The following is a 25,481-nucleotide window of genomic DNA, read 5'->3' as shown; positions in this document are numbered from 1 at the left end:
ACGCGCGGGGCGCGCCCCGTCCCCCGCCCCCCGCCCCGGGCCCTCCGCCCCCCGGCCGGCGGGGGCCCCCCCCCGGGGGGCCCCCCCCCCCCGCGCCCCCCCCCCCCCCCCCCCGGGGGCCCCCCCCCCCCGCCCCGGTGCCCTCCCCTTCCCTAGGAACCCACGATGGTCACATTCCTCCGGCTCGCGCTGCGCCGTCTGGCGATCATGCCGGTGATGATCCTCGGCATCACGCTGCTCGTCTTCGTGGTGCTTCAGTTCTCGCCGGTCGACCCCGCCTACAACGCCCTGGGCGACGGCGCCTCGGCCGCGGCCCGTGCCGCCTTCGCCGAGGCCAACGGCCTCAACGACCCACTGCCGGTGCGCTACGTCCACTTCCTCGGCCAGTTGCTGAGCGGCGACCTCGGCTCCACCGTGCCGCCCAGCCAGCCGGTGCTCGACCGGATCTCCGTCGCGCTGCCCCTCACCATCCAGCTCACCGCCCTGGGCCTGGTGATCGCGATCGTCCTCGCCCTCGTACTCGGCGTGACCGGCGCGGTCTTCCGGGACCGCTGGCCGGACCAGCTCACCCGTGTGCTGTCGATCGCGGGCGTCGCGGTCCCGTCGTTCTGGCTCGGGGTGCTGCTCATCCAGCAGTTCGCCCTGAACAGCCCGGTGTTCCCCACCGGCGGCTACGTCAACCCGGCCGACTCCTTCAGCGGCTGGCTCAGGTCCATGGCCCTGCCGGCCTTCGCCCTCGCCGTCCCCGTGGCGGCCTCGCTGGCCCGTCTGGTGCGGACCTCCATGGTGGCCGAGCTGGACCGCGACTACGTACGGACGGCCACCGGCAACGGACTGCCCCGCCACGTCGTCGTCCGGGGCGTGCTCCGCAACGCGCTCATCACTCCGCTGACCGTGCTCGGCGTACGGGTGGGCTACCTGCTCAGCGGCGCGGTCGTGATCGAGACGATCTTCGACCTGCCCGGCATGGGCAAGCTGATCCTCGAGGGGGTCACCGGCGGCGACGTCGCCCTCGTCCAGGGCACCGTGCTCACCATCGCCGTCGCCTTCCTGGTCGTCAACGTCGTCGTCGACCTGCTGTACCTGCTGGTCAACCCGCGTATCAGGACGGTGTGACATGTTCCCCAGAAGCGGTCTCGTCAGGAGACTGTCCCGCCCCGGCATCCGGTTCCGGGCGCTTCCCCTGTCCTCGCGCCTCGCCCTGGGCGTGCTGGGGATCGTGGTCCTCGCCGCCGTGTTCGCGCCGCTGATCGCCGCCGACCCGCTCGCCACCGGCATCCCCGTCCAGGCACCCGGCGGCGCCCACTGGTTCGGCACCGACCGGGTCGGCCGGGACGTCTTCGCCCGTGTGGTCTACGGCGCCCGGTACTCCCTGGTCATCGGCCTGGGCTCGACCGCCGCCGCTCTCGTGCTGGGCGCGGTCCTCGGCTCGCTCGCCGCCACCTCGCGCAAACTGGGCGACGAGTCGGTGATGCGCACGCTCGACATCGTCATGGCCTTCCCGCCGATCGCGCTGGCGGCCGTGCTGGTCACCGTCTTCGGCACCAGCCTGCCCGTGCTCATCCTGTGCATCGCCTTCGTCTACATGCCCTCGCTCGCCCGCGTGGTGCGCGCCAACGTCATGGCGCAGTACGGCGAGGACTACGTGGCCGCCGAGAAGGTGATCGGCGCCCGCCGGGCGTACATCGTCGTCCGCCACGTGGCCGTCAACTGCGCCGCGCCCGTCATGGTGTTCGCCACGGTGCTGGTCGCCGACGCCATCATCTTCGAGGCCAGCCTGTCCTTCATCGGTGCCGGTGTGCAGGACCCCGACCCCAGCTGGGGCAACGTCCTCTCCTACGGCCGGCAGATCCTGCTGTCGGGCGGCTGGTGGGCCACCCTGCTGCCCGGACTGGTGCTGCTGGCGACCGTGCTCGCGCTGAACATCCTGTCCGAGGGCCTCACCGACGCGGCGGCGGCACCGTCCGACGCACGCGCCGACGACGGGGATCCGCGGTCCGCGACGTCCTCCGTGAGCGGGACCGCCACCTCCGCGGCGGGCGCTTCCGGCGAGTCCGCCGGTGCCGTTGATCCCGCCGGTTCCGGTCAGTCCGACAGCGGTGCGCGGCCGGGCGTCACCCCGGTCGATCCGGTCGCCGCGGCGGACGTCGACGCCGCGCTCGCCCGGCTGTCGGCGCGCGTGCTGAGCGGCCCGCCCGCCGTCACTCCGGTCGCCGACGACGCGGCCGAACTCCTGGCCGTGAAGGACCTGACCATCCGTTTCCCCGACCGCTACGGCGACACCCGGGTCGTGGACGGCATCTCCTTCTCGGTCCGCGAGGGGGAGACCCTCGGCCTGGTCGGCGAGTCGGGCTGCGGCAAGAGCATCACCAGCCTGGCCGTCATGGGGCTGCTGGCCCGCAACGCCGAGGTCGGCGGGCGCGTCGAGTACCGCGGCCGGAACCTCCTGGAGCTCGGCCCCCGACAGCGCCGGGCCCTCAACGGCCCGGAGATCGCCATGGTCTACCAGGACGCTCTCTCCTCGCTGAACCCCTCGGTGCTCGTCGGCCGGCAGCTGAAGCAGCTCACCAGCCGCGGCGGTACGCAGACCCCCGCCGAACTCCTCGAACTGGTCGGCCTCGATCCTCGTCGGACCCTGCGCAGCTACCCGCACGAACTCTCCGGCGGCCAGCGTCAGCGCGTGCTGATCGCCATGGCGCTCTCCCGCAGCCCCCGCCTCCTGATCGCGGACGAACCGACCACCGCGCTCGACGTCACGGTCCAGGCCCAGGTGGTGGAACTGCTCGAACGGCTCCGCGACGAGCTCGGCTTCGCGATGATCCTCGTCTCCCACGACCTGGCGCTCGTCGGCGATCTGTCGCACCGGATCGCGGTGATGTACGCCGGTCAGGTCGCGGAGATCGCCGAGACCCGGTCGCTGCTGTCCGCGCCCGCCCACCCCTACACCCGCGGGCTGCTCGGCTCGGTGGTGTCGCTGGAGGCGGGCGCCGAGCGGCTGCACCAGATCCCCGGCATCGTCCCGGCGCCCCGACGCTTCGGGGACGGCTGCCGGTTCGCCTCGCGCTGCGCCGCGGCGACCGATCTGTGCCGCACCACCCCACCCGTGCCCGTCGGCGGGCCCGACCACAGCACCGCGTGCCACCACCCGGTGCCGGCCGCCCTGCTTCAGGAGAGCAACCGATGATCCGGCTCGACCACGTACACGTACGCCACAAGGCCCGCGGCGGCGGCCTGTTCGACCGGAGCCACGTGCACGCCCTGACCGACGCCTCGCTGGAGGTCGGGCGTGGGGAGATCGTCGGCCTGGTCGGCGAGTCCGGCTGCGGCAAGTCGACCCTGGCCCGGGTGCTCACCGGTCTGCAACGGCCCACCGAGGGCACGGTCACCTTCCACGGCGAGGACCTGTGGGCGATGCCCGGTGCCCGGCGGCGCGACGAGTTCGGCTCCTCCGTCGGCGTCGTCTTCCAGGACCCGTCGACCGCCCTGAACCCCCGGCTGCCGGTGGGCCGGATCCTGCGCGACCCGCTGGACGTGCACCGGCGGGGCGACGACAAGGAACGCGACGCGCGGGTCGAGGAGCTGCTGGATCTGGTCGGCCTGCCCGCGCACACCCTGCGGGCCCTGCCGGGACAGCTCTCGGGCGGGCAGCGCCAGCGCGTCGCCATCGCCCGCGCGCTCGCCCTGGAACCGGAGTTGATCGTCGCCGACGAGCCGACCAGCGCACTCGACGTGTCGGTACGCGCGCAGGTCCTGAACCTGCTGACGGACCTGCGGGACCGGCTGAACCTCGGCATGGTGTTCATCTCGCACGACATCCAGACCGTGCGGCACCTCGCCGACCGGCTCGCCGTGCTCTACCTCGGCCGGATCGTGGAGGAGGGCCCGGCGGGGCGCGTCGCCGCCTCCCCCGCGCACCCGTACACCCAGGCCCTGCTGTCGGCCACCCCGAGCCTGATGGAGCGCAGCGAACGCATCGTGCTGCACGGCCCGGTGCCGTCGGCGGTCAACCCGCCGCCCGGCTGCCCCTTCAGCACCCGCTGCTGGAAGGCCGACGACGCCTGCGTGACCGCCTTCCCTGCGGCCGGGTCCGGCCCCGGCGAGTCCCACCGGTGGCACTGCGTCCATCCGCAGACCGAGGACGACCGGTCGTAGGGACGACTTCCCGTACGGGCCCTCTCCTCCATCTCTCCGAGGTGGACGGGAGGGCCCGTACGCAGGCCGGGCTCACCCTCCGCCGTTGACGTCCCGTTCCGTCAGGAGCCGGATCTGCGGACCGTCGTGTGGAATTCGCGGTGCAGTTCGCGGAGGCGGTCGGTCAGGGCCGGGACGGGTCCCTGCACCGTCAGGCCGGGCACCACGTCCTGGATCGGCAGGCAGCGCACCGGGGAGGGCGGTACGCCCAGTTCGGCCAGCCAGTCCGTCAACTGGGCGGCCGAGTGGGCGTAGACGATCCGGCCGAGGCCGGCCCAGCCGTGGGCGGCCGCGCACATGGGGCAGTGCTCCCCGGAGGTGAAGACGGTGGCCTCCGCGCGCTGCCGCTCGGTGAGATGGGCGGTGGCCCAGCGGACCAGCTCGAACTCCGGATGCCGGGTGTTGTCGTCCAGACTGTGCACCCGGTTGCGGTCCTCCGCCAGGACCTGCCCGTCGGCACCGACCAGGACCGAGCCGAACGGCTCGTCCCCGGCCCGCACCGCCTCGGCGGCCAGCTCGACCGCGCGCTCCAGATGCCGCAGCTCGGCGGCGTTCGGTTCGACGAGGGACACGATGTCTCCTTCGGGCGGGGCATGTCGCGGGCACATCGGCAGGAAAACCGAAAGGGTCGTACCAGATCACTCTGGTACGACCCTCGACCTGCTTCTCAGCAAGTCGGGACGACAGGATTTGAACCTGCGACCCCTTGACCCCCAGTCAAGTGCGCTACCAAGCTGCGCCACGTCCCGTTGCCCGTCTGACCTGGGGTTTCCCCTGGCCGAACGCGCAGGAAAACCATACCGCACTCAGGTCGGTGGTCGCGCACGGGTTTTGGTCCGGGGGCGGTGTCGGAACGACGGGACTTGACCTCAAGTTTGGTTGAGGTCGCACCATCGTCGGTATGACGATCACCGAGGAGACCGAACGCGCCCACGGTTACGCCGACCTGCCCCGGCTGATGGGACTCATGACGGGCGACGAGAAGCACGGACCGGCGGCAACGTCCACGCTGGACGTGCTCTGGGTGCTCTACGACCGGGTGCTCAGGGTCCGCCCGGAGCAGCGGGACGACCCGCAGCGGGACCGGTTCCTGCTGTCGAAGGGGCACGGCCCGATGGCGTACTACGCGGTGCTCGCCGCGAAGGGCTTCGTGCCGGTCGCCTGGCTGCCGGACTTCGGCGCCTACGACTCCCCGCTCGGCCACCATCCGGACCGCACGCTGGTGCCGGGCGTCGAGATCGGCAGCGGGTCGCTCGGGCACGGACTGCCCATCGCCGTCGGCACGGCCCTGGGGCTGCGCGCCCAGGGGCTGAGCCGGCCCCGGGTGTGGGTGCTGACCGGGGACGCCGAGCTGGACGAGGGCAGCAACCACGAGGCCATCGCGTTCGCCGGGCCCGCGGGACTCGAACAGCTGCACACCGTCGTCGTCGACAACGCCTCCGCCAGCCATGCCCGCCCCGGCGGCATCGCGGCCCGTTTCGAGGCGGCGGGCTGGTCGACGGCGAGCGTCGACGGCCGCGACCACGAGGCGCTGTACGCCGCGTTCACCGCGCCGCATCCGGGCCGCCCGCACGTGGTGGTGGCCCGGGTGGAGCCGAAGAACCCGTGATCCGGAACCGCTGAGCAGACCCCCGGCCTCCCCTGACTCCCCCCGGCTTTCCCCGGTTTTCCCCGGCTTCTCCCGGGTTCCCCGGGCTTCCCGACACAGAAGGGCTCGACCTCCATGGACACCATGCGTGACCGTCTCGCACCGGCCGTCTCGCGCCTGCTCGACGAGGATCCACGGGTGGCGGTCGTCATCGCCGAGATCGGCAAGGACGGCTTCGCCGACGCGCGGCGCCGGCATCCCGACCGGGTGATCAACGTCGGCATCCGCGAGCAGCTCCTCGTCGGAGCAGGCGCCGGGCTGGCGCTGACCGGTATGCGACCGGTGCTGCACACCTTCGCGAGCTTCCTCGTCGAGCGCCCCTTCGAGCAGGTCAAACTGGATCTCGGGCACCAGGGCGCGGGCGCGGTGCTGGTCAGCGCCGCCGCCTCCTTCGACTGGCCCGCGGGCGGCTACACCCACATGGCACCCGGCGACGTGGCGCTGCTCGACACCCTCGACGGCTGGACCGTCCATGTGCCCGGGCACCCGGACGAGGCCGAGACACTGCTGCGGCACGCGGTCGCCGCGGGCGACGACAAGGTCTACGTACGGCTGTCCGTGCAGTCGAACGCGCACCGCCGCCCGGTCGACGGCGAGCACTTCGTGACGGTCCGCGAGGGCCGCTCGGGTGTGGTGATCGCCGTCGGGCCCCTGCTCGACACGGTGCTCACCGCGACGGAGGGCCTGGACGTCAGCGTGCTGTACGCGACGACCGTACGGCCCTTCGACGCGGCCGCGCTGCGCCGGGCCGCTCGGGCGGCCGGTACGGACGTCGTCCTGGTCGAGCCGTACCTGGCGGGCACGTCGACCTCGGCGGCGAACGACGCGCTCCGCGACGTCCCGCACCGCGTCCTGGGGCTCGGTGTGGGCCGCGCCGAGCTGCGGCGCTACGGGACCGCGGAGGAGCACACCACCGCTCACGGGCTCGACGCCCGGTCGCTGCGGGAACGGATCTCGGCGTTCCTCGGGACCCGGGCCGGGGCGGGCACCTCGGGCACTTCGAACGCCGCGGACACCTCGGGCGCCTGAAGGCGTCCGCGCGGAGGCCGAACGGAGGCCGCGCGGAGGCCGTGCGGAGCCCGTGCGGCGGTGGCCGGGCCGGAGGCGCCGTCGTCAGTGCCGCTCGGGCTGCGTCCGCCCGGGGGCCGCGTCCGCGGTCCCGTCCTGCGCGTGCGGGCGGTGGGCGCCGCGCGCGTCGGCCCTTATGAGCCCGCGTATCGCGGGCACCGCCAGCAGGACCGTCGGTACGACGAGGCTCATCGCGGCGGACACCAGCAGCACATGGTCCGCGCCCAGGGCGGTGGCGGCCGGGCCGGCCAGTGCCTGGCCCACGGGCATCATGGCGAGGGAGCCCGCCACGTCGTAGGCGTGGATGCGGTTGAGGACGTCGGACGGGACCTGGGTCTGGACGCTGGTCGCCCACATCACGCCCCAGAACGACATGCCCGCCCCGGCGACGGCGGCGCCCGCCGCCATCGCCGGCACGCCGAAGCCGGCCCCGACCGTGGCCGGGAAGCCGACGAAGGCGAACAGGGCGAACGCGCCGGCGCGCAGCATACGGCGGGGACGCAGCCGCAGGGCGAGGAAGCCGCCGACGACGGTACCGGCGCCGAGGGCGGAGTTGATCAGGCCGTAGGCGCGCGGGCCGTGCTGCTGGACCACTTCGGTGGCCACCAGCGGGACGGTCGGGCCCCAGACGGCGATCATGTAGAGACACCACACGGCGATGACGCCCCAGAGCCACGTTCTGGCCCTGAACTCCCGCCATCCTTCGACCAGATCCGCCCTGAAGGCACCGGTCGCCGTGCCGTCCGGGGTGCCGGTCCGGATGAGCGGGGGCAGCCGGAGCAGGAGCAGGCACAGGGCGCTGACCCCGTAGGTGGCGGCGTGCGCCGCGAACACCCCGCCGGGTGAGGCGAAGCCGACGAGCAGGCCCGCGGCGGCGGGGCCCGCGAGCTGGGCCGCGGACTCCGCGATCCGTATGGCGCCGTTGGCCGCCTGGACGTCGGAGGCGAGCCTGGGCACCGTACTGGCCACGCCGGGCTGGAACACGGCGCCCGCCACGCCGTTGACGAGGCCGATCACGCAGATCTCCCAGAGCACCACGTGCCCGGAGTAGAACAGCACGGCGGCCAGGGCCTGGGTGCCGAGCCGCACCAGGTCGGCGCCGATCATCAGCTTGCGGGTGCTGAACCGGTCGGCGATGACGCCGCCGAATACCACGAGCCCGGCGAAGGCGGCAGCCGTCGAGGCCATGGCGAGGCCGACCGCGCCCGCGCCGTACCCGTGCTGGAGCAGGCCCGCGGCGAGGGCGACCGGCAGCATGGTGTCGCCGAGCCGGGCGACGGCCCGCGCGGCGAAGAACAGCGCGAAGTCCCGCGACCACACCGGCCGCGCGCGACCGCCGTCGTCCGCTCCGGCTGCGACCCCGGCTTCACCCCGAATCCCGGCTCCGGCTCCGGCTCCGGCTCCGGCTCCGAGGTCATCCCGCCCCGCCGCCTCCCCCGGCGACGACTGCGACGACGTCCCGGTCATCCTTTCGACGCTCCCCTCCCCGACCGATCCCCCACTCCCCGGCCGACCGCGGTCCCTCCCGCACCGGCCGGCCCCACTCCTCCGGATCATGCCACGGCCCACTGACAACGCCCGAGGGGTTTTCAGCGGGCGGTGGGCAGTCCCAGCCCGGGATGGGCCTCCAGCAGCCGCGGCGGAGCCGCCTGGCGCCAGGAGTCGGCGAGGATGTCACGCAGCTCGTCCTCGTCCTCCAGCGCCGTGAGCCGCACCCGTACCCAGGCGAACTGCGCCTCGTGGCCGGCGATCCAGAACTTCTCCGGCTCGGCCAGGACCAGTTCGTCGCGCTCTTCCTTGGGACAGCGCACGGCGATGGAGGTCTCCTCCTCCGGCAATGTGGCGAACATCTTCCCCGCGACCCGGAACGTGGGCATGCTCCAGGCGATCTTCTCCGTGGTGTCCGGCAGGGACAGGGCGATACGGCGTACGTCATGGGCATCCGGCATGCCCCGCACGCTAACCCCTCGCACTGACAGCCGCCCCCAAGGAAGCCTGGTGCAGCCTGGTGCAGCCGGGCGCTACGCCTGCGCCGCCTCGTCCAGTGCCTGGAGCACCGGGCGGATCAGCGGGTGCCCCTCGGCTCCCCGGCGCACCGCCGCGAAGACCCGGCGGGTGGGCGCCACTCCGTCCACGGGGCGGACGACCACGCCCGTGAGGTCCATGCCGCGCAGTGCCGAGCGCGGCACGAGAGCCACGCCCGCGTCGGCCGAGGCGAGGGCCACGACGGCGCGGAAGTCGTCGGAGGAGTGTTCCAGGCGGGGCTGGAAGCCGGCGCTCTCGCAGGCCAGGACGACCACGTCGTGGCAGGGATTGCCGGGATACGGGCCGATCCAGGTGTCCTTGGCCAGCTCGGCGAGCGGCACCTCCGCGGCGCCGGCCAGCCGGTGGGCCACCGGGACGACCGCGTCGAACGGCTCGGCGTACAGCGGCACGTGGGTCAGCCGGGGGTCGTCGGCGGACGGCGCGCCCCGGTACTCGACGGCGACCGCCACGTCGACCTGCCGGTCCAGCACCATCGGAAGGCTGGCGTCGCCCTCCGCGTCCTGCACGCGGATGCGGATGCCGGGCGCCGTCCCCGCCAGGCGGGCCACCGCGGGCGCCACCACCTGCGCGATGCCGGTGGCGAAGGCGGCGACCGTCACCGTGCCGGCCTCGCCGGAGCCGTAGGCGGCGAGTTCGGCCTCCGCCCGCTCAAGCTGGGCGAGTACCGCGTTGGTGTGGCTGAGCAGGATCTCCCCGGCCGGGGTCAGCCGTACGCCCTTGGCGCCACGCTCGACCAGCCGGTGGCCGGTCTCCTGCTCCAGGGCCGTGAGCTGCTGCGAGACGGCCGACGGCGTGAGGTAGAGCGCGGCGGCAGCGGCTGTCACCGTGCGGTGGTCGGCCACCGCACGGAGGATGTGCAGCCGCCGCGCTTCGATCATGCGAACGATTATCGCAAGGCCTGCGGCCGGTCGGCCTCCGGCTCAGCCCTCCAGCTCGGCGCGCGCCGCGACGAACGCGTCCACCGCGCGGTTCACGTCCTCGATGGAGTGCGCCGCGGACAGCTGCACGCGGATGCGGGCCTGGCCCTGCGGCACGACCGGGTAGGAGAAGCCGATCACGTACACGCCGCGCTCAAGGAGCAGCTCCGCCATGCTGCCCGCCTTGGCCGCGTCGCCGATCATCACCGGGGCGATGGCGTGGTCGCCGGGGAGGATGTCGAAGCCCTCCTCGGTCATCCGGCGGCGGAACAGCGCGGTGTTCTCGGCGAGCCGGACCCGCAGGTCGTCCGCGGACTCCAGCAGGTCCAGCACCTTCAGGGAGGCCGCCGCGATCACCGGGGCGAGCGTGTTGGAGAACAGGTACGGCCGGGAGCGCTGGCGCAGCAGGGCGACGATCTCGGCGCGGGCGGCGACATAGCCGCCGGAGGCACCGCCGAGCGCCTTGCCGAGGGTGCCGGTGATGATGTCCACGCGGTCCATGACACCGTGCAGTTCGGGGGTGCCGCGGCCGCCGGGGCCGACGAAGCCGACGGCGTGGGAGTCGTCGACCATGACCATGGCGTCGTAGCGGTCGGCCAGGTCGCAGATCTCGCGCAGCGGCGCCACATAGCCGTCCATCGAGAACACGCCGTCGGTGACGACCAGCTTGCGGCGCGCCCCGCCCTCGGTGGCCTCCTTCAACTGCCGCTCCAGGTCCGCGAGATCGCGGTTGGCGTAGCGGAAGCGGCGGGCCTTGGACAGCCGGATGCCGTCGATGATCGAGGCGTGGTTGAGGGCGTCGGAGATGACCGCGTCCTCCGGGCCGAGCAGCGTTTCGAACACGCCGCCGTTGGCGTCGAAGCAGGAGGAGTACAGGATCGTGTCCTCCTGGCCGAGGAACGCCGACAGCCGGGCCTCCAGCTCCTTGTGCACCTCCTGGGTGCCGCAGATGAAGCGCACGGAGGCCATGCCGTAGCCCCAGCGGTCCAGGGCCTCGTGGGCGGCGGCGACGACCTCGGGGTGGTCGGCGAGGCCGAGGTAGTTGTTGGCGCAGAAGTTGAGGACCTCGCCGGGGCGGCCGCCCGCGGTGACCTCGACGGTCGCGGACTGCGGGGTGCCGATGACGCGCTCGGGCTTGTGCAGCCCGGCGGCGCGGATCTCGTCGAGGGTGGCGCGCAGGTCGTCGCGCACGGAGTCGAACATCAGGGTGCTCCTTGAAGGTGCCGGCAGAAGAGCGGCGGAAGAAGGGGGTACGCGGTCACACGGTCCAGTCGAGGATGATCTTTCCGCCCTTGCCGCTCGCGGCGTCGGCGAAGGCCGCCTCGAAGTCCTCGTAGCCGTACCGGCCGGTGACGACGGGGGCGAGGTCGAGGCCGCCCTCCAGCAGCACCGACATGGCGTACCAGGTCTCGAACATCTCCCGGCCGTAGATGCCCTTGATGGTGATCATCGAGGTGACGACACGGGCCCAGTCGACGGGGAACTCCTGGGCGGGCAGGCCGAGCATGGCGATCTTGCCGCCGTGCGTCATGTTCGCGATCATGTCGCGCATCGCCTCGGGACGGCCGGACATCTCCAGGCCGACGTCGAAGCCCTCGCGCAGGCCCAGCGTGCGCTGCCCCCCGGCGATCGTGTCCCGGGAGACGTCGAGGGCGAGGCTCACGCCGATCTTGCGGGCCAGCTCCAGCCGCTCCTCGCTCACGTCGGTGATCACCACGTTGCGCGCGCCCGCGTGCCGCGCGACGGCCGCCGCCATCAGGCCGATCGGGCCGGCGCCGGTGATCAGGACGTCCTCACCGACCAGCGGGAAGGACAGCGCGGTGTGCACGGCGTTGCCGAACGGGTCGAAGATCGCGGCGATGTCGAGGTCGACGGGGACGCGGTGCACCCAGACGTTGGCGGCGGGCAGGGCGACGTACTCGGCGAACGCGCCGTCGCGTCCCACACCGAGGCCGACGGTGGCCCGGCACAGGTGGCGGCGTCCGGCCAGGCAGTTGCGGCACTTGCCGCACACCAGGTGGCCCTCGCCGCTGACCCGGTCGCCGGGCTTGATGTCGGTGACGTCGGAGCCGGTCTCGACGACCTCGCCGACGAACTCGTGCCCGACCACGAGCGGGGTGCGGATCGCCTGCTGGGCCCAGCCGTCCCAGGCCCGGATGTGCAGGTCGGTGCCGCAGATGCCGGTCCGCAGGACCTTGATCAGTACATCGCCGGGTCCGATGGCGGGCTCGGGGACGTCCGCGAGCCACAACCCGGGCTCCGCCTTCTGCTTGACCAGCGCCTTCAACGCTACTGCTCCTGTGGTTCCGGCCCCGGGTCCGGGCATGCCGGGGCAGCCCGCGTCCGGGGGGAGGGGTGGATTCCGCTAGCAATCTGCCGTACGGCGGCACGATGGTCCATCGAGGATTTCTTAAGCGCGGCCACAGCTCCGCTTCACGCCGTCCGCGAGCGCGCTCGCGCGAGGTGCGAGGCCTTCGCCCGGCCGTCAGAACAGGAAGCCCTCTGTCTCCCCGCGTTCCAGCCGCGGGGCGAGTTCCGCCGCGGCCGCCTTGATGGTCCGAAGCCCCTCCCTGCCCCATGGCCGCGGCTCGACGTCGACGACGCACACCGTGCCCAGCACCATCTGCGTACTGTCGATGAGCGGCGCGCCCAGATAGGAGCGGATGCCGAACTCGTCCACGATCGGGTTGCCCGCGAAGCGCGGATAGTCGCTGACGTCCTCCAGCACCAGCGCCTTGCGCCGCACCACGACATGCGGGCAGAAGCCGTGGTCGCGGGCCAGGCGGCGGCCCACCTCACGCCGGCTCCCGTCGCCGTCGCCGCCGGTGTCGACGGTCAGGACGTCACGCTCGGGCCGGTGCAGTCCGGCGAAGAACTGCCCTTCCTCGTCGAGGAAGTTGACCATCGCGTACGGCGCCCGGGTGAACGCGGCGAGGCGGTCGGCGAAGGCGTCCAGGGCCGGCTCGGGCCGCTCCCCCAGGCCCAGCCGCCGCAGTCGCTCGGTGCGGGCGGGGGCGTCCTTGTCCTCGGGGGTCAGCAGCAGGCGACCGGCCGGGCGGGGCGGGTCGTAGCTCATGGCCGGGCTCCGTCGCTGTCGGCGTATGTCATGTACGGGCTCCGTGGCGGTGTGCGAGTGTCAGTGTGCCGGGGTCACCTGTGCGCGCCCTGGCTCGGTGCGGGGACGGCGGGTGCATGGGCGATGAGATGCCGGACGAGGGTCAGCAGGGTCTGGATGCCCGAGCTGGAGATACGGGCGTCGCAGGGGACCACGGGGATCCGCGGGTCGAGGTCGAGGGCCGCCCGCACCTCCTCGGGGTCGTAGCGGTGGGCGCCGTCGAACTCGTTGACGCCGACGACGAAGGCGAGGCCGCGCCGTTCGAAGAAGTCGACGGCGGCGAAGCACTCCTCCAGCCTGCGGGTGTCGGCGAGGATCACCGCGCCCAGGGCGCCCTCGCACAGCTCGTCCCACATGAACCAGAACCGTTCCTGGCCGGGCGTGCCGAACAGGTAGAGCACGTGCCTCGGGTCCAGGGTGATGCGGCCGAAGTCCATCGCGACGGTCGTCTCGACCTTGTTCTCCACGCCGTCGAGGTTGTCCGTTGCCGCGCTGACCGTGGTGAGCAACTCCTCCGTGCTCAGCGGCGCGATCTCGCTGACCGCGCCGACGAAGGTGGTCTTGCCCACCCCGAACCCTCCCGCCACCAGGATCTTCAGCGCGGTGGGGAAGGGATCGAGGCCGCCGTCGTAGTCAGAGCTGTCGTCGTAGTCCATCGAGCACTGCCTCCAGAAGAGCCCGGTCGGTGGGGTGGTGGTACGCGGGGGGCCTGGTGGTCAGCGCCCCGCAGTCGACGAGGTCGGACAGCAGCACCTTGGTCACCACGGCCGGCAGCTTCAGATGGGCGGCGACCTCGGCCACCGGGAGGGGGGCGCGGCACAGGTCGAGTGCCTGGCCGTGCTCCGGGCCGAGGTAGGCCAGCGGTGTCACCCCGGTGGCCATCACCTGCGACATGAGGTCGAGTGCGATGCTGGGCCGGGTGCGGCCGCCGCTGACGGTGAAGGGGCGCACCAGCCGTCCGGCCGCGTCGTCGAGCCAGGGCCTGTCGCCGGCCGCCGCCGCGCTCAAGGCCGCAGCGCCCGGGATTCGACGGAATGCTGCCGGGGCGCGGTCTCGAGGTAGGGGCGGACGCTCTTGACCAGCATCGCCATCTCGTAGCCCAGCACGGCCGCGTCGGCCTCGCGGCCGGCGAGCACGGCGAGGCAGGTGCCGGTACCGGCGGTGGCGACGAACAGCAGTGTCGAGTCCAGTTCGACGACGACCTGCCGTACCTCGCCGCCGTCGCCGAAGCGGACGCCGGCGCTGCGGCCGAGGGAGTACAGGCCGGAGGCCAGGGCGGCCATGTGGTCGGCGCTGTCGTGGTCGAGGCCGTGCACGGACTTCACCAGCCCGTCGCAGGACAGCAGCACCGCGCTGGTGGTGTGCGGTACGCGCTGCACGAGGCCGCTCATCAGCCAGTCGAGGTCGGAGACACGGCCGGTCGACGCATCGTTCGCCATGGTGGATCGACTCCTTGGGGTCCGAAGGTCTGCGCAAGCGCTGGGGTCGGGAGTGGTGGCGGGGCTGGGCGGGCTGATCATCCGGCCGGCTCGCTCCCGTCGTGCCGGAGGGTGAGGTGCTGTCCTGGCAGGAGCACGGGCCGCGCCTCCGTCGCACCGGACGCGTCCAGGGGGTGGGCGCCGCCCGGGGGGTGCGGGTCGTGCGGGCGGGCCGGCTCCGCGGCGGCCGGCTCCCGGCGCTGCTCCGACTCGGCGAGTCCCGTCCCGCGCCGGAAGGCCGCCATCAGCCCGGGGTCGTGGCCGGCGACGTACTCGGATTCCTGGCGCGGCAGCGGGCCACCGCGCAGCTGCGGCACGAGGTGCTCCTGGGCGCGCCGCCGGGGCAGTCGGGGCCTCTCCATGGTTCCGCGCACCGCTCCGGCGCGCGGAACGGGCGGCGCATCGGCGTTCGCCGCCGTGGCTGCCCGCTCGGCGGGCCGGATGCCCGGCACGGCCTCCGCGGGAGTGTCCTGCCCTTCGCGTGCCGTTCGCCGCGGCAGGGGATCGGGGTGGTCGCCGTCGGCGGACTCGACGGACCGCACGTCGTCACCGGGCGAGGCGGGGGCGGGGGCGGGCAGTGGATCGCCGCCGGGTCCGGGGGTGGGCGTGTCGCCACCGGACAACGGCATGGGCATGGGCGTGTCGCCACCGGACATCGGCGTGTGGCCCCCGGGAGCGGGCGCGGGTACGGACATGCGCGTGCCGCCACCGGACATGGGCGCAGGAACGGACACAGGCATGTCGTCCCCAGACACAGGCCCAGGCATGGACACAGGCATGTCGCCACCGGAGATCGGCGCGTGTACCGACACAGGCATGTCGCCACCAGACATCGGCGCAGGCACAGACATGGGTGTGTCGCCCCCGGACACAGGCGTGACGGGTCCGGGGGCGCCGTTCACGCGGGGTACGGCGGGCGGCGGCAGAACGCCTCCGTGTGCGCCGGGGACGCGGCGCGCGTCGGCGCCCGCCACGGGATGCATCCCGCCGTCGCGTCGGCGCGTGTCGCCGGGGCGGGCGGGGCCGCCGAGCAGGCCGGTGACGGGGCTCGGCGCGGGTCGTACGCCGGTGCCGTGCACGCCTCGCGCGGGCTCCCCGCGACGGCCGGACACGGCCGTCGCCCGGTGGGTGCCGCCGCCGTTCAGGGCCGGCGGGACAGCGTGCGCGTGGCCGCCGTCCGGGAGTGACGGGGCGGCGCTCGACGGGTACGGCGCCGGGGCCGCGGGCCGCATGCCGGTGTCCAGCGCCCCGAACGACGTGCCGGAGGCTCCCGTTGACGTTCCCAGCAGTGCCTGCGGCACGACGACGACCGCCTGCACACCGCCGTAGATGTTGGTCTGCAGGCGGACGGTGATGCCGTGCCGCCTGGCGAGCTGGGAGACCACGTACAGCCCGATGCGGCCGTCGGCGAGCAGGCTCGCGACGTTGACCTGGTCGGGGTCGGCCAGCAGGGCGTTCATCCGGACCTGCTCGCCGACCGGCATGCCCAGGCCCCGGTCCTCGACCTCCACCGCGAGTCCGGAGGTGACGAGGTTGGCGCGCAGCAGGACCTGGGTCTGCGGCGCGGAGAACAGCGTGGCGTTCTCGACGAGTTCGGCCAGCAGGTGGATCACGTCGGCGACGGCGTGGCCGCGCAGCCGCCCCTCGATCGGCGGGGCGAGTTTGACCCGCGAGTACTGCTCGACCTCGGCGATGGCCGAGCGCAGCACCTCCGTCATGCAGACCGGGTTGCTCCACTGGCGGCGGGAGACGGCTCCGCCGAGGACGGCGAGGTTCTCGGCATGCCGGCGGACCCGGGTGGCGAGGTGGTCGACATGGAAGATGCCCTTGAGCAGGTCGGGGTCCTCGATGTCGTTCTCCAGCTCGTCGAGGGTGGAGATCTCCCGGTGCACGAGGGACTGGAGGCGCCGGGCGAGATTGACGAAGACCTCCAGTTTCTGTTCGCTGCCCGTCTGGCTGGACAGCTGGGCGGCCTGCACGACGGCGGCGACGGCCCCGTCGTGGGCGCGCGCCAGGTCGGCTGCGAGCAGGTCGACCTCGTCGGCGTCCTCCGACGGACCGCCGCGCGGCTTGCGCCGCGGCGGGGCCTCGCCCTGGCGCAGGGCGTCGACGAGGGCGCGCAGTTCGGCCTCGCGGTGCGCGGTGCCGCGGCGCAGGACGCCGATCCGGTCGTGCACCGAACGGGCGGCCCGGCCGGCGGCGAGGGCGGCGATCGCGATGCCCGCGAGCGTGACCGCGAACGCCCCGGCGAGCACGGCCCACAGGACGAGACCGGGGCGTGCGCCGGTGGAGCGCACGGTGAAGAGCACGGCCGCGCCGGCGCTGAGCGCGACCGAGGTCGGCGGCAGCACCGCCAGGCGCAGCAGCTGAGGCCGTAGACGGGTCTCGGGCAGCGAGGGGACGGTGCGGGTGACCGAGCGCCCGTGCCGCCCGCCCTCACGGCGGTCTGCGCGGGCGGCCGGTGCACGGAGGTGAGACATCTGTTCCTCGTACGGGTCCGTCGGGCCTGTGTACTCGCGCCTGGGGCGCGAGCGGGCATGCGCCATCGCTTTGCCGGTCGACAGCGGCGCGTGTACGGCCCCGCGTCGCCCCACGGCCACTCACAGTAGTCACCAACGCGCCAAGCGAGAGGGAAGGTTGACGAAATCCCCCAGGAAGCGTCCCGCTCTGGTATGAGCGTTCGCACGACAGAGCGAGCACCTTCGCCGTCACAGACCAGCGAACCGAAATACTTCGATCCCACCTGGTCGGAACCGGTCGTGAACGGACGGCGGGGCCGGAGAGGCATCTCCTCTCCGGCCCCGCCGTCCATGCGGTCTCGGTCCGGTCTCGTCCGGTCTCGTCCGGCCGGAACGATCCCGGCTCCCCCCTGCCCCGACCAGCGCCCTCGGCACCGTCACCCGCTGTGCCGGTCCGTGCTCAGGCGACCGGGGAGTAGCCGCCGCGAGGTGGTGGTGTGCCGCCGCCCGCCGCCCATCCCGCCGGCGGACGCCCGCGAGGCGGTTCCGCCCCCGGGCGGACGCGGGTGAGCAGCCCGAGTTCCGCGGCACGCACTCCCGCCTGGAAACGGGACCTTGCGTCGAGGAGTTCCATGATGGTGGCGATGTGCCGACGATAGGTGCGCACCGAGATGGACAGCTCACGGGATGCGGCCTCGTCGGTGGCCCCGGTGTGGAGGTAGTGGAGTATCTGCTGGACGAGTTCGACACGGGCATGGGCGCCGAAGCCCAGCCAGGCGGTGGCGTCGACCGCGTGACTCCAGACGGTGTCGAAGAGGGTCTGGCCGCACTGGGCCACGGAGGACGCCCGCAGGACGGACGCCTGTCGCTCGCCGGCCATCTCGGTGCACACCAGCGCCGTCCGGCCGTCGGCGATCAGGGCCGTCATCAGCGGAATGCGGGCAATGCGGACGGCCTTGCGCCCCCTGCGGGCGAACTCCCGCACCAGGTCGTGGTCGAGCGTGGCACGGGTGCACAGGATCCGGATCCGCAAGTCGCCGCGTCTCAGGAGCAGTTCACGCAGCATCGCGCAGACGGCCTCCGCGTGGCCGGGTAAGGCGACCACGGCGTCGACGGTACGTCCAGCCCCTTCCACCAGTTCCACGGCGGCGGCGAGGATCTCGGGGTCGACCGGGTTCAGCCCGGTGGCGAGCGGTTCGCGGGACATCCCGTCCCGGTGCTTCGCCACCATGGAGAGGATCACGGAATGCACGTCCAGGAGGGCCTTGTCCATGTCGTGCCGGACCGCCCCCTCCCCGTCGGCTCCCCCGTGTTCGTGCGACCTTCCCCCGAACTGGTTCCGCATTCCTCACCCCGTCTGGCCGAATCTGACTGCACCTGAGTGCTCGACCATGGCGATGGGCATGCCCGGTGAAGGCCGCGCCCGCGCCCCGATCGCGCACTGCCGGCCGCCGGGCCGCACGATTCGGACTGGCAGGCGCCGGCGGTTTGGGCGCGAGTCCCCCGCCCTCATGGGACGTGGGGGCCCACCTGGGACACGTATGATGTCTGTGAACTGGATGGGACGCTAGTTCGGCAACATGTTCCACGTCAACGGCCCCTGGACCAAAGAAAGTTCTGCCGGGAAGTAAACCTCCGGAGACCGGTCGGAACCCCTCTCGGCATCCTCGTGCGCACCACCCGCCGTCACTCCTCCAGCCGGATCGCCCGGGCCGGGCAGACCGCGGCTGCGTGCCGGACGTCGTCGGCGCGGTCGGCGGGCGGGTTGTCGTCGAGCAGTACGGCGGTGCCGTCCTCGTCCCGCTGGTCGAAGACGTCGGCGGCGGTCAGCACGCACTGGCCGGAGGCGACGCACGTGTCCTGGTCGATGAGCACCTTCATGACTTCCTCCTCGGAGAAGTGGCGCGACCTGCCCGGGCCGACGGCCGGGCCCCGACCGCCCGGAACGTCCGGGCGCGAAGAGAGCTGATCCGTGCGGGCGTGGCGTCACCGCCCCGCGGGCGTCACCACCCCGCGCACAGATCAGCCCGCGACCACCGGCTACTTGCCGGCCGCCGCCTCCATCTCGCGCACCAGGCTGAGCGGCCGCATGTCGGTCCAGTTCTCGTTGACGTACTCCAGGCACGCCTCCCGGCTGTCCCGGCCGTGCGCGACCGTCCAGCCCGCCGGCACCTCCGCGAAGGCCGGCCACAGCGAGTGCTGTCCCTCGTCATTGACCAGCACGTAGTAGTCGGCGTCGTTGTCCTCGAAAGGATTGGTGCTCATATGCCCTTCTCCATCCTGCGATGCGGTCCGCCTGAACCGGGTTGTGTCCACAAGAGATTGCGGGAAATCCTTCGTATCGGTGTTTTCGATCCTCCCGGACGGTTCGATTTCGAGCTGGGTAAGCGGCTGAGGAACATCAGAGCCTGACGGGGAGGGCGGCCGGTGCCCTGACGAGCAGGGCGGGCTGATAACGCAGTTCCGACGGGTGCACGGCGAGACGGACGTCCGGGAATCGCTCGTAGACGCGCCGGATCGATATCTCCGCCTGGGCCCGGGCCAGATGCGTTCCGATGCAGTAGTGGATGCCGTGGCCGAAGGTGAGGTGCGCCGGCTTCGGCCGGTCGATGTCCAGTTCGTCCGGCCGGTCGGGGAAGGCCTCCGGATCGTGGTTCGCGCTGGCCGGGGAGAGCATCACGATCTCGCCCGCCGGAATCGTGGTGCCCGCGATCTCGACGTCCTCCAGGGTCAGCCGCTGAAGGGTGTACATCATGGGTCCGGCGAAACGGATCAACTCGTCGACCACCTGGGGGATCCGGTCGAGGTCGGCCTTGAGCCGCGCGGCCTGCCCGGGGTGGGTCAGCAGCCCGACGAAGCAGCCGGTCACCAGCGCGGTGGTCGTCTCGTTGCCGCCGGTCATCAGCGCGAACGCGGTGGAGAGGATCTCCTTCGGGGTCAGCAGCTTGTCGCCCTCGGCGTGCACCATCGCGGAGACGAGGTCGTCGCTCGGGTGGTGCTTCTTCTCCGCGATCAGATCGGCCATGTACGTGGACAGTTGCCTGGTGTGCTCGGCGAGGACGCCGGTCGGATCGGCCGCGTCGGTGGACCGCATCGTGTTCGACCAGACCTTGAACTGCCGCCAGTCGGAGGCCGGAACGCCCAGCAACTGGGCGATCGCGATGATCGGCAGCGGCTCGGTGAGACCGGCCAGCAGGTCCGGCCGCGGCTGCCCGGCCAGCTCGTCGAGCAGTCCGTCGACGACCTTCTCCAGGCTGGGGCGCATGTTCGCGACCCGTTTGGGGGTGAAGGCGAACACCAGCGCCTTGCGCAGCCGGGTGTGCCGCGGCGGGTCGGAGTTGGCCAGGTGATGCGTGATCTCGTCGGCCGGTGTCAGCTCCTTGCCGATCTGCCGGCCGAGCGCCCGGTACAGGCTCCCGATGTCCCGGCTCATCCGGGGGTCGGCCAGTGCGTTGCGGACGTCCTCGTGCCGGGTGACCACCCAGGCCCGCGCTCCGTCGGGCGTCCGCACCATGGTCACCGGCTGTTCGGCGCGCAGCACGGCGAAGGTCGGATACGGGTTCTGGGTGTAGTCGTCACTGAACATCCAGTGCTTCGAAAGCGCTCCGCCGGCTGCCATCGATGCTCTCCCTGCGGTCGTCCGGTGCCTCCGCACTGTTCGCGGGGCACGTCCGGCCCACCAGCCTGGCCCGGCCGGATGCCGCCGTCAGCGCTGATGTGGAATCTTCGATGTACCGCTCCGGGCCGGGCCGCGAGTGCCGGAAAGGGCACCTCACCTCCGAGGGCCGGGTGATCCGGTCCCACGGCCGGCGAAGGCTGCCCCGGCCGCACACGGCGGTCCGTGCTGATTCGAATTCTTCGTACCGACCTGGTGAACGCCGGTTCACCCCGGCTACGTTCGCCGAGGCGTGTGAATGATGCGCCGAATTCCAAGAGGAATTGCCGGCATGAGCGAGGAACATCCGTGCCGGACTTGGTGATCGAACTCTTCCAATCCGTGCGCGGCTCGTTCGGGCCTGCGTCACCATCACGAGGGAGCAGGAGCGATATGACGACCTCTGCGGAGAGCACGTCCGAGAAAATCAAGGAAATCGTCTGCGACATTCTCGAGCTCGAGGAGGACGAGGTCACCGAGAGCAGCCTGTTCAAGGAGGACCACGGCGCCGACTCGCTGCGTGCGATCGAGATCCTCGCCGCCCTGGAGAAGCACTTCCACGTCGTCATCGACCAGGCCGAACTGGGCCGCATGGTCAACCTCAAGGGTGTGGAAGAGGTCGTCGCGGAAGCCGCCGGCAAGTAGCCCCGAGCGAGCGGTACCGCCGCGGCACCGCCGATCGAAACCGGACGGAGAGACCATGCGTGCAACTGCAACCAGCAACGGGTCGGCACCACCAGCGCATCGCGTGGTCCTGACCGGCTTCGGAGTCTTCTCGAGCATCGGTGTGGGCGCGGTCGAGTTCGCCGAGGGGCTGCGGTCCGGGCTCAGCGGCGCCAAGCCGATCACCAGGTTCGCGACCGAGGGGTTCGCCCACGCCAACGGCTGCGAACTCGTCGGCTTCGAGCCACGCCAGTGGATCCGCACCCTGGAGGTCGACGAACTCGGCCCCGCCACCCGCTTCTCGGTGGCCGCGGCCCGGATGGCCGTGGCCCACGCCGGACTGAGCGAGGACGTCCTGCGCGGTCAGCGCGGCCTGATCTCCATCGGGTCCACCGACGGGGAGTCGCACGACCTCGACCGCCTGGTCGAGACCGAGATCGAGCACGGACCCGAGAAGATGGATCCGAAGGTGGTCCGGCGGGTTCCGGCGAGCCGGCTTGCCACGGCCGTCGCGCACGAACTGGGCCTGGAGGACGTCGAGGCGGTCACCATTCCGACCGCCTGCGCCGCGGGCAACTACGCCATCGGCTACGGCTTCGACGCGGTGCGCACCGGCGAGGTCGAGTTCGCGCTGTGCGGCGGCGCGGACGCGATGTGCCGCAAGACCTTCGCCGGCTTCTACCGGCTGGGCACGATCGCCCCGGACTGCTGCCGGCCGTTCGACAAGGACCGCAAGGGCATCCTGACCGGTGAAGGCGCCGGCGTACTGGTCCTGGAGTCCCTGGAGTCGGCACTGCGCCGCGGTGCCACCATCCACGCCGAGGTCCTGGGCTACGGGCTGAACTGCGATGCCGACCACCCGGTCGCGCCCAACCAGGGCAGCATCGCCCGCTGCATGGAACTGGCCCTGAACAACGCCGGGGTGAAGCCGTCCGAGGTCGATCTGATCTCCGCGCACGGAACCGGCACCAAGGCGAACGACGTCACCGAGACCCGCGCGGTCCGCGACGTCTACGGCGAGGCGCCGCCGCGCACCGTCTCGCTGAAGTCGATGCTCGGCCACACCATGGGCGCCGCCAGCGCGCTCGCCGCGATCGCCTGCGCCCTGGCCGTCGAGGGCGGGTTCATCCCGCCGACCATCAACCACCGGGAGACCGACCCCGAATGCGAGGTCGACTGCGTGCCCAACCACGCCGTCGACGCCGAGCTGAGGATCGTGCAGAACAACGGGATGGCCTTCGGCGGCAACAACGCCGTGGTGATCCTCGCCAAGTACGAGGAGCAGGCCTCATGAGCCGGCCCGTCGTCGGAATCGGCGCGGTCGCGAGCATCGGCCGCGACCCGTCCGAGCTGTTCGAGAGCCTGTGCGCCGGACGGAGCGGGCTGGCTCCGCTGCGCGGCTTCGACCGGTCGAAGTTCAAGGCGGGCCATCTCTTCGAGATCGACGACCGGCCCGCGCCGGGCGTGGACGTGCCGGGCCGGGCGACCGGGTTCCTGCTCGACGCGGTGGGCCAGGCGGCCCGTGACGCCGGCCTCGGTGAGGACCTCCGCGACGTGCCGATCCTGATCGGCACCGGACTGCGGGAACTGCGGTCGCTGGAGCTGTGGTGGCGCGACGGCGCCGAGTTCGCGGCGGAGCGGATGCATTTCGGCACCGCCCTTCGGGAACGCTTCGGCGCGGTCGACACGCACACCTTCTCCAACGCCTGCTCCGCCTCGCTGTACGCGCTGGCACTCGCCGTCGACCAGCTGGAGACCGGCGCGGTGGAGCACGTGATCGTGGCCGGCACCGACTCGATCACGGAGAGCATGTTCGGGCTGACCGACGCCTTCCAGCTGGAGCCGCCCGGCCGGCTCAGACCCTTCGACGTCGACCGCAAGGGCACCATCCTCGGCGAGGGCGCCGGCGCGATCGTGCTGGCGCGCGAGCCGGACCACCGCCGGATCCACGGCAGGGTGCGGTCGGTCGGTGTGAACTGCGACGCCCACCACACCACCGCGCCCCTCCAGGCCGGGGTCGCCGCCGCGATCAGGCAGGCGCACCAACGGGCCGGGGTGAAACCGGAGAACGTGGACCTGGTCATGCTGCACGGCACCGGTACCCCGCTCAACGACGAGGTGGAGGTACGGGCCCTGCGCGAGGTCTTCGGCGAGCACGAGCGCGTACCGCTGGTGACCGCCGTCAAGTCGATGACCGGGCACACCGCCGGCTCGGCCGGGGCGCTCAGCCTCATCACGGCCCTGCGGGCGATGTCGACCGGGCGGATCCCGCCGGTGACCGAACTCGACGAACCCACCGAGGACGTGAGCGCGTTGCGGCTGGTGCACACCACCGAGGCCACCGGTCGCGTCGATGTGGCGCAGGTCAACGGCTTCGGCTTCGGCGGACTGAACGCGGTGGCCATCGTGGAGGCGGCCCGATGAACGAGTTCCCGCGGATCGTGGTCAGCGGTGTGGGTACTGCCCTGCCCGGAGTGGCCGGTACCGAGGACCTGGTGACCGGACCGGGCTTTCCCGCGGAGCCGGTGGACCCGGCCGCCCGGCTCGGCAGGAAGGGCCTGAAGTACAAGGACCGCGCCACCCGGCTCGGTCTGTGCGCGGCCTTCGCCGGACTGTGCGACGCCGGACTGAGGGACGCGGACGGCCCGCTGGTCGAGGGCGGCGGCGTCGGTGTCGTGGTGGCGTCCAACTACGGGAACGCGGACACCGTCTGCCGCGTGGTCACGACCATCGCGGCCGAGACGACCCGGGGCACGAGCCCGATGGACAGCCCCAACGCCTCGAGCAACATCGTCGCCTCCGAGATCGCGATCCGGTTCAAGCTGGGCGGCCCGAACCTGACCGTCTGCAACGGCGACGCCTCTGGGCTCGACGCCCTGCGCTGGGCCGCGGGCCTGCTGCGCTCCGGACGGGCCGAGCACGTGCTGGTCGTCGGGGTCGAACCGGACAACGAGGTGGTGCGCGAGCTGGTCGGCGCGGACCGCATCGTGGACGGGGCCGTCGCGGTGGTCCTGGAGCGTGCCGAGACCGCGCGGGCGCGCGGCGTACGCCCGAGGGCCCGTCTGGGCGGCTTCGTGCGCACCGGCGGGGTCGAGGAGTGCGTCGGACGGCTCGACGCGCTCGGCTCCGGCACCCCGGCCGGCTGGTACCCGCCGGAGATCGCCGACGACGAACCGCCCGCGGCGCTGCTCGCCGGGGTCCCCCGGTACCGGATGCCCGACGGCTGGGGCGCGCTCTCCGGTGCGCTGGGCCTGGTGCAGTGCGCCGCCGCCACCGGCCGGTTCGACGCGGGCGAGCCCGGCCCCCTCTACGCGCTGGCCGGCCGCGGGAACGACGGTGTGGCCGGAGTCCTCCTGCTCGCCCCCGGAGACGCCCGGTGAGCCGTGACCGGCCGCAGGCGCCGGGCCGGTCCGGTGGCGCGGCGTGCACGGTGCACCGCAAGCGGCCCACGGGCGGTACCCGTGCCCTCCTGCTGCACGGCCTGGCCAACAGCTCCTCCGTGTGGGACGAGTTGGCCGGGAGCGAGGCCGGCGGCCTGGACCTGTGGGCCGCAGAACTGCCCTGGGGCGGCGGGCAGTCACCGGCCTGGGCCTACGGCCAGGACGCCTCCCGGGCGGTCGCGGACGCGCTCGGGCAGGTCCCCGGCGGCGCCGGCATCGTGGTGGCCCACTCCTTCTCCACCGTGCTGCTGCTGGACCTGCTCGGCGAGGAACTCGCCCGGGGTGGCGACCCGTTCGCACGCCACGGCATCGAGGGCCTGGTGCTCGTGTCGCCGTTCTACCGCCGCGATCCGGAGAGCTTCGAGTACGGCGTCGTCGGCGACATGCTGGAGAACTTCCGCCGCACCATGGAAGAGGGCATCCGGGTGATGGCCGGGCCCCGGCTCGACCCCGCGCTGCGCCGCGACATGGCACAGCGGGTCTGCGAACGGGTCGGCCCGTACGGCTACCTGAGCTTCTTCCGCAGCTATCTGCGCACGCCCTGGCTGCGCACCGACCTGGTCACGGTGCCCTCGCTGGTGATCGGCGGCGAGGACGACTTCACCGCCGTCCCCGCCGAGAGCACGGCGCTGGCCGCCGATCTCCCCGACGCACGCTGCCGGTTCATCCCCGGGGCCGGCCACTTCCCGATGGTGGATCAGGCGGACGCCTTCTCCGCCGCCCTCGCTGAGTTCGTCGACTCGATCGGCCGCCCCGTGCCCGCAGTCGTCGACCAACCCGCTTGACAGAAAAGGAGCCTGA

25 protein-coding genes and 1 tRNA gene are annotated in these 25,481 nt (G+C 72.5%); 10 read left to right on the top strand and 16 right to left on the bottom strand.

Annotated features, from left to right (window positions below; all coding sequences use genetic code 11):
• The first annotated feature begins 165 nt into the window (after nt 1-165).
• The 3 genes from ACFY3J_RS20630 to ACFY3J_RS20620 are packed head-to-tail and all read left to right on the top strand — an operon-like array spanning nt 166 to nt 4,152.
• Complete coding sequence (locus tag ACFY3J_RS20630) at nt 166-1,116, top strand: ABC transporter permease (RefSeq protein WP_384176452.1); 951 nt, start codon at nt 166-168, stop codon at nt 1,114-1,116.
• A gap of 1 nt (nt 1,117) precedes the next feature.
• Entirely contained in the window at nt 1,118-3,184 is a 2,067-nt protein-coding gene (locus ACFY3J_RS20625) for a dipeptide/oligopeptide/nickel ABC transporter permease/ATP-binding protein (protein ID WP_384176449.1), read from the top strand.
• On the top strand, nt 3,181-4,152 hold the full coding sequence (locus ACFY3J_RS20620) for an oligopeptide/dipeptide ABC transporter ATP-binding protein (protein WP_384176447.1): 972 nt from the start codon (nt 3,181-3,183) through the stop codon (nt 4,150-4,152). Before ACFY3J_RS20625 ends, ACFY3J_RS20620 begins: the two co-directional genes overlap by 4 nt.
• A 101-nt stretch (nt 4,153-4,253) precedes the next feature.
• Here ACFY3J_RS20620 and ACFY3J_RS20615 read toward each other — a convergent pair whose 3' ends face one another.
• Entirely contained in the window at nt 4,254-4,763 is a 510-nt protein-coding gene (locus tag ACFY3J_RS20615; RefSeq protein ID WP_384176445.1) for a nucleoside deaminase, read from the bottom strand.
• Nucleotides 4,764-4,866: 103 nt separating this feature from the next.
• Nucleotides 4,867-4,940: transfer RNA gene (locus ACFY3J_RS20610), tRNA-Pro, on the bottom strand.
• 152 nt (nt 4,941-5,092) lie between these two features.
• Here ACFY3J_RS20610 and ACFY3J_RS20605 point away from each other — a divergent pair.
• Nucleotides 5,093-5,800 (top strand): transketolase, encoded by a 708-nt coding sequence (locus tag ACFY3J_RS20605; protein WP_384176443.1) that lies wholly within the window; start codon nt 5,093-5,095, stop codon nt 5,798-5,800.
• A 114-nt stretch (nt 5,801-5,914) separates the two neighbouring features.
• Nucleotides 5,915-6,868: a transketolase family protein gene (locus ACFY3J_RS20600; protein WP_390841427.1), complete on the top strand. Its 954-nt coding sequence runs from the start codon at nt 5,915-5,917 to the stop codon at nt 6,866-6,868.
• A gap of 84 nt (nt 6,869-6,952) precedes the next feature.
• Here the strand turns inward: ACFY3J_RS20600 and ACFY3J_RS20595 are convergent, their stop codons facing one another.
• The 14 genes from ACFY3J_RS20595 to ACFY3J_RS20530 form a co-directional block, all read right to left on the bottom strand.
• Nucleotides 6,953-8,374 carry an MFS transporter gene (locus ACFY3J_RS20595; RefSeq protein WP_390841426.1) on the bottom strand — a complete coding sequence of 474 codons (1,422 nt, stop codon included), beginning with the start codon at nt 8,372-8,374 and terminating at the stop codon, nt 6,953-6,955.
• A gap of 122 nt (nt 8,375-8,496) precedes the next feature.
• Nucleotides 8,497-8,856, bottom strand: coding sequence for an MmcQ/YjbR family DNA-binding protein (locus ACFY3J_RS20590; protein WP_384176437.1), 360 nt, complete (start codon nt 8,854-8,856; stop codon nt 8,497-8,499).
• A gap of 72 nt (nt 8,857-8,928) precedes the next feature.
• Nucleotides 8,929-9,831: a LysR family transcriptional regulator gene (locus tag ACFY3J_RS20585; RefSeq protein WP_141356181.1), complete on the bottom strand. Its 903-nt coding sequence runs from the start codon at nt 9,829-9,831 to the stop codon at nt 8,929-8,931.
• 42 nt (nt 9,832-9,873) lie between these two features.
• Nucleotides 9,874-11,073, bottom strand: coding sequence for a glycine C-acetyltransferase (locus ACFY3J_RS20580; protein ID WP_384176435.1), 1,200 nt, complete (start codon nt 11,071-11,073; stop codon nt 9,874-9,876).
• A gap of 55 nt (nt 11,074-11,128) precedes the next feature.
• Complete coding sequence (tdh, locus tag ACFY3J_RS20575; protein WP_384176433.1) at nt 11,129-12,157, bottom strand: L-threonine 3-dehydrogenase; 1,029 nt, start codon at nt 12,155-12,157, stop codon at nt 11,129-11,131.
• A gap of 198 nt (nt 12,158-12,355) precedes the next feature.
• Complete coding sequence (locus tag ACFY3J_RS20570) at nt 12,356-12,946, bottom strand: GAF domain-containing protein (RefSeq protein WP_384176431.1); 591 nt, start codon at nt 12,944-12,946, stop codon at nt 12,356-12,358.
• Nucleotides 12,947-13,020: 74 nt separating this feature from the next.
• On the bottom strand, nt 13,021-13,641 hold the full coding sequence (locus tag ACFY3J_RS20565) for an ATP/GTP-binding protein (RefSeq protein WP_384176429.1): 621 nt from the start codon (nt 13,639-13,641) through the stop codon (nt 13,021-13,023).
• On the bottom strand, nt 13,619-13,993 hold the full coding sequence (locus tag ACFY3J_RS20560; RefSeq protein ID WP_390841425.1) for a DUF742 domain-containing protein: 375 nt from the start codon (nt 13,991-13,993) through the stop codon (nt 13,619-13,621). Before ACFY3J_RS20560 ends, ACFY3J_RS20565 begins: the two co-directional genes overlap by 23 nt.
• Nucleotides 13,990-14,424, bottom strand: a complete 435-nt coding sequence (locus ACFY3J_RS20555; RefSeq protein WP_384176425.1) for a roadblock/LC7 domain-containing protein — start codon at nt 14,422-14,424, stop codon at nt 13,990-13,992. The genes ACFY3J_RS20560 and ACFY3J_RS20555 overlap by 4 nt, the downstream gene beginning before the upstream one ends.
• Before the next feature lie 77 nt (nt 14,425-14,501).
• Nucleotides 14,502-16,943 (bottom strand): ATP-binding protein, encoded by a 2,442-nt coding sequence (locus ACFY3J_RS20550; protein ID WP_390841424.1) that lies wholly within the window; start codon nt 16,941-16,943, stop codon nt 14,502-14,504.
• A 439-nt stretch (nt 16,944-17,382) separates the two neighbouring features.
• Nucleotides 17,383-18,195, bottom strand: a complete 813-nt coding sequence (locus ACFY3J_RS20545) for a LuxR family transcriptional regulator (protein WP_384176424.1) — start codon at nt 18,193-18,195, stop codon at nt 17,383-17,385.
• A 413-nt stretch (nt 18,196-18,608) separates the two neighbouring features.
• Nucleotides 18,609-18,803: a ferredoxin gene (locus tag ACFY3J_RS20540; protein ID WP_384176422.1), complete on the bottom strand. Its 195-nt coding sequence runs from the start codon at nt 18,801-18,803 to the stop codon at nt 18,609-18,611.
• A 159-nt stretch (nt 18,804-18,962) separates the two neighbouring features.
• The gene (locus tag ACFY3J_RS20535) at nt 18,963-19,187 is read right to left on the bottom strand and encodes an MbtH family protein (RefSeq protein ID WP_141356199.1); all 225 of its coding nucleotides are present in this window, start codon (nt 19,185-19,187) and stop codon (nt 18,963-18,965) included.
• A 136-nt stretch (nt 19,188-19,323) separates the two neighbouring features.
• On the bottom strand, nt 19,324-20,541 hold the full coding sequence (locus ACFY3J_RS20530) for a cytochrome P450 (protein WP_384176420.1): 1,218 nt from the start codon (nt 20,539-20,541) through the stop codon (nt 19,324-19,326).
• Between the two features lie 429 nt (nt 20,542-20,970).
• Between ACFY3J_RS20530 and ACFY3J_RS20525 the strand changes: the two genes are divergently transcribed.
• Genes ACFY3J_RS20525 through ACFY3J_RS20505 form a run of 5 tightly spaced genes read left to right on the top strand, consistent with a single transcriptional unit; the run spans nt 20,971 to nt 25,465 of the window.
• On the top strand, nt 20,971-21,222 hold the full coding sequence (locus tag ACFY3J_RS20525; protein ID WP_100570041.1) for an acyl carrier protein: 252 nt from the start codon (nt 20,971-20,973) through the stop codon (nt 21,220-21,222).
• A 55-nt stretch (nt 21,223-21,277) separates the two neighbouring features.
• Nucleotides 21,278-22,534, top strand: coding sequence for a beta-ketoacyl-[acyl-carrier-protein] synthase family protein (locus tag ACFY3J_RS20520; protein WP_384176418.1), 1,257 nt, complete (start codon nt 21,278-21,280; stop codon nt 22,532-22,534).
• Nucleotides 22,531-23,664 carry a beta-ketoacyl-[acyl-carrier-protein] synthase family protein gene (locus tag ACFY3J_RS20515; RefSeq protein WP_384176416.1) on the top strand — a complete coding sequence of 378 codons (1,134 nt, stop codon included), beginning with the start codon at nt 22,531-22,533 and terminating at the stop codon, nt 23,662-23,664. Before ACFY3J_RS20520 ends, ACFY3J_RS20515 begins: the two co-directional genes overlap by 4 nt.
• On the top strand, nt 23,661-24,620 hold the full coding sequence (locus ACFY3J_RS20510; RefSeq protein WP_384176414.1) for a beta-ketoacyl synthase N-terminal-like domain-containing protein: 960 nt from the start codon (nt 23,661-23,663) through the stop codon (nt 24,618-24,620). The genes ACFY3J_RS20515 and ACFY3J_RS20510 overlap by 4 nt, the downstream gene beginning before the upstream one ends.
• The gene (locus ACFY3J_RS20505) at nt 24,617-25,465 is read left to right on the top strand and encodes an alpha/beta fold hydrolase (RefSeq protein ID WP_384176412.1); all 849 of its coding nucleotides are present in this window, start codon (nt 24,617-24,619) and stop codon (nt 25,463-25,465) included. The genes ACFY3J_RS20510 and ACFY3J_RS20505 overlap by 4 nt, the downstream gene beginning before the upstream one ends.
• Nucleotides 25,466-25,481: the final 16 nt, after the last annotated feature.

The sequence above is a fragment of the Streptomyces sp. NPDC001231 genome (genome assembly GCF_042896885.1).
Lineage (GTDB): Bacteria > Actinomycetota > Actinomycetes > Streptomycetales > Streptomycetaceae > Streptomyces.
This window is presented reverse-complemented; position numbering and strand designations above follow the sequence as displayed.

What these genes read in the sequence shown, in the direction of transcription:
- ACFY3J_RS20565 (WP_384176429.1), bottom strand. Translation starts at nt 13,641, where the DNA reads ATGGACTACGACGACAGCTCTGACTACGACGGCGGCCTCGATCCCTTC.
- ACFY3J_RS20625 (WP_384176449.1), top strand. Translation starts at nt 1,118, where the DNA reads ATGTTCCCCAGAAGCGGTCTCGTCAGGAGACTGTCCCGCCCCGGCATC.
- ACFY3J_RS20555 (WP_384176425.1), bottom strand. Translation starts at nt 14,424, where the DNA reads ATGGCGAACGATGCGTCGACCGGCCGTGTCTCCGACCTCGACTGGCTG.
- ACFY3J_RS20570 (WP_384176431.1), bottom strand. Translation starts at nt 12,946, where the DNA reads ATGAGCTACGACCCGCCCCGCCCGGCCGGTCGCCTGCTGCTGACCCCC.
- ACFY3J_RS20540 (WP_384176422.1), bottom strand. Translation starts at nt 18,803, where the DNA reads ATGAAGGTGCTCATCGACCAGGACACGTGCGTCGCCTCCGGCCAGTGC.
- ACFY3J_RS20590 (WP_384176437.1), bottom strand. Translation starts at nt 8,856, where the DNA reads ATGCCGGATGCCCATGACGTACGCCGTATCGCCCTGTCCCTGCCGGAC.
- ACFY3J_RS20530 (WP_384176420.1), bottom strand. Translation starts at nt 20,541, where the DNA reads ATGGCAGCCGGCGGAGCGCTTTCGAAGCACTGGATGTTCAGTGACGAC.
- ACFY3J_RS20595 (WP_390841426.1), bottom strand. Translation starts at nt 8,374, where the DNA reads ATGACCGGGACGTCGTCGCAGTCGTCGCCGGGGGAGGCGGCGGGGCGG.
- ACFY3J_RS20550 (WP_390841424.1), bottom strand. Translation starts at nt 16,943, where the DNA reads ATGTCTCACCTCCGTGCACCGGCCGCCCGCGCAGACCGCCGTGAGGGC.
- ACFY3J_RS20520 (WP_384176418.1), top strand. Translation starts at nt 21,278, where the DNA reads ATGCGTGCAACTGCAACCAGCAACGGGTCGGCACCACCAGCGCATCGC.
- ACFY3J_RS20545 (WP_384176424.1), bottom strand. Translation starts at nt 18,195, where the DNA reads ATGGACAAGGCCCTCCTGGACGTGCATTCCGTGATCCTCTCCATGGTG.
- ACFY3J_RS20535 (WP_141356199.1), bottom strand. Translation starts at nt 19,187, where the DNA reads ATGAGCACCAATCCTTTCGAGGACAACGACGCCGACTACTACGTGCTG.
- ACFY3J_RS20510 (WP_384176414.1), top strand. Translation starts at nt 23,661, where the DNA reads ATGAACGAGTTCCCGCGGATCGTGGTCAGCGGTGTGGGTACTGCCCTG.
- ACFY3J_RS20630 (WP_384176452.1), top strand. Translation starts at nt 166, where the DNA reads ATGGTCACATTCCTCCGGCTCGCGCTGCGCCGTCTGGCGATCATGCCG.
- ACFY3J_RS20600 (WP_390841427.1), top strand. Translation starts at nt 5,915, where the DNA reads ATGGACACCATGCGTGACCGTCTCGCACCGGCCGTCTCGCGCCTGCTC.
- ACFY3J_RS20515 (WP_384176416.1), top strand. Translation starts at nt 22,531, where the DNA reads ATGAGCCGGCCCGTCGTCGGAATCGGCGCGGTCGCGAGCATCGGCCGC.
- ACFY3J_RS20620 (WP_384176447.1), top strand. Translation starts at nt 3,181, where the DNA reads ATGATCCGGCTCGACCACGTACACGTACGCCACAAGGCCCGCGGCGGC.
- ACFY3J_RS20605 (WP_384176443.1), top strand. Translation starts at nt 5,093, where the DNA reads ATGACGATCACCGAGGAGACCGAACGCGCCCACGGTTACGCCGACCTG.
- ACFY3J_RS20525 (WP_100570041.1), top strand. Translation starts at nt 20,971, where the DNA reads ATGACGACCTCTGCGGAGAGCACGTCCGAGAAAATCAAGGAAATCGTC.
- ACFY3J_RS20580 (WP_384176435.1), bottom strand. Translation starts at nt 11,073, where the DNA reads ATGTTCGACTCCGTGCGCGACGACCTGCGCGCCACCCTCGACGAGATC.
- ACFY3J_RS20585 (WP_141356181.1), bottom strand. Translation starts at nt 9,831, where the DNA reads ATGATCGAAGCGCGGCGGCTGCACATCCTCCGTGCGGTGGCCGACCAC.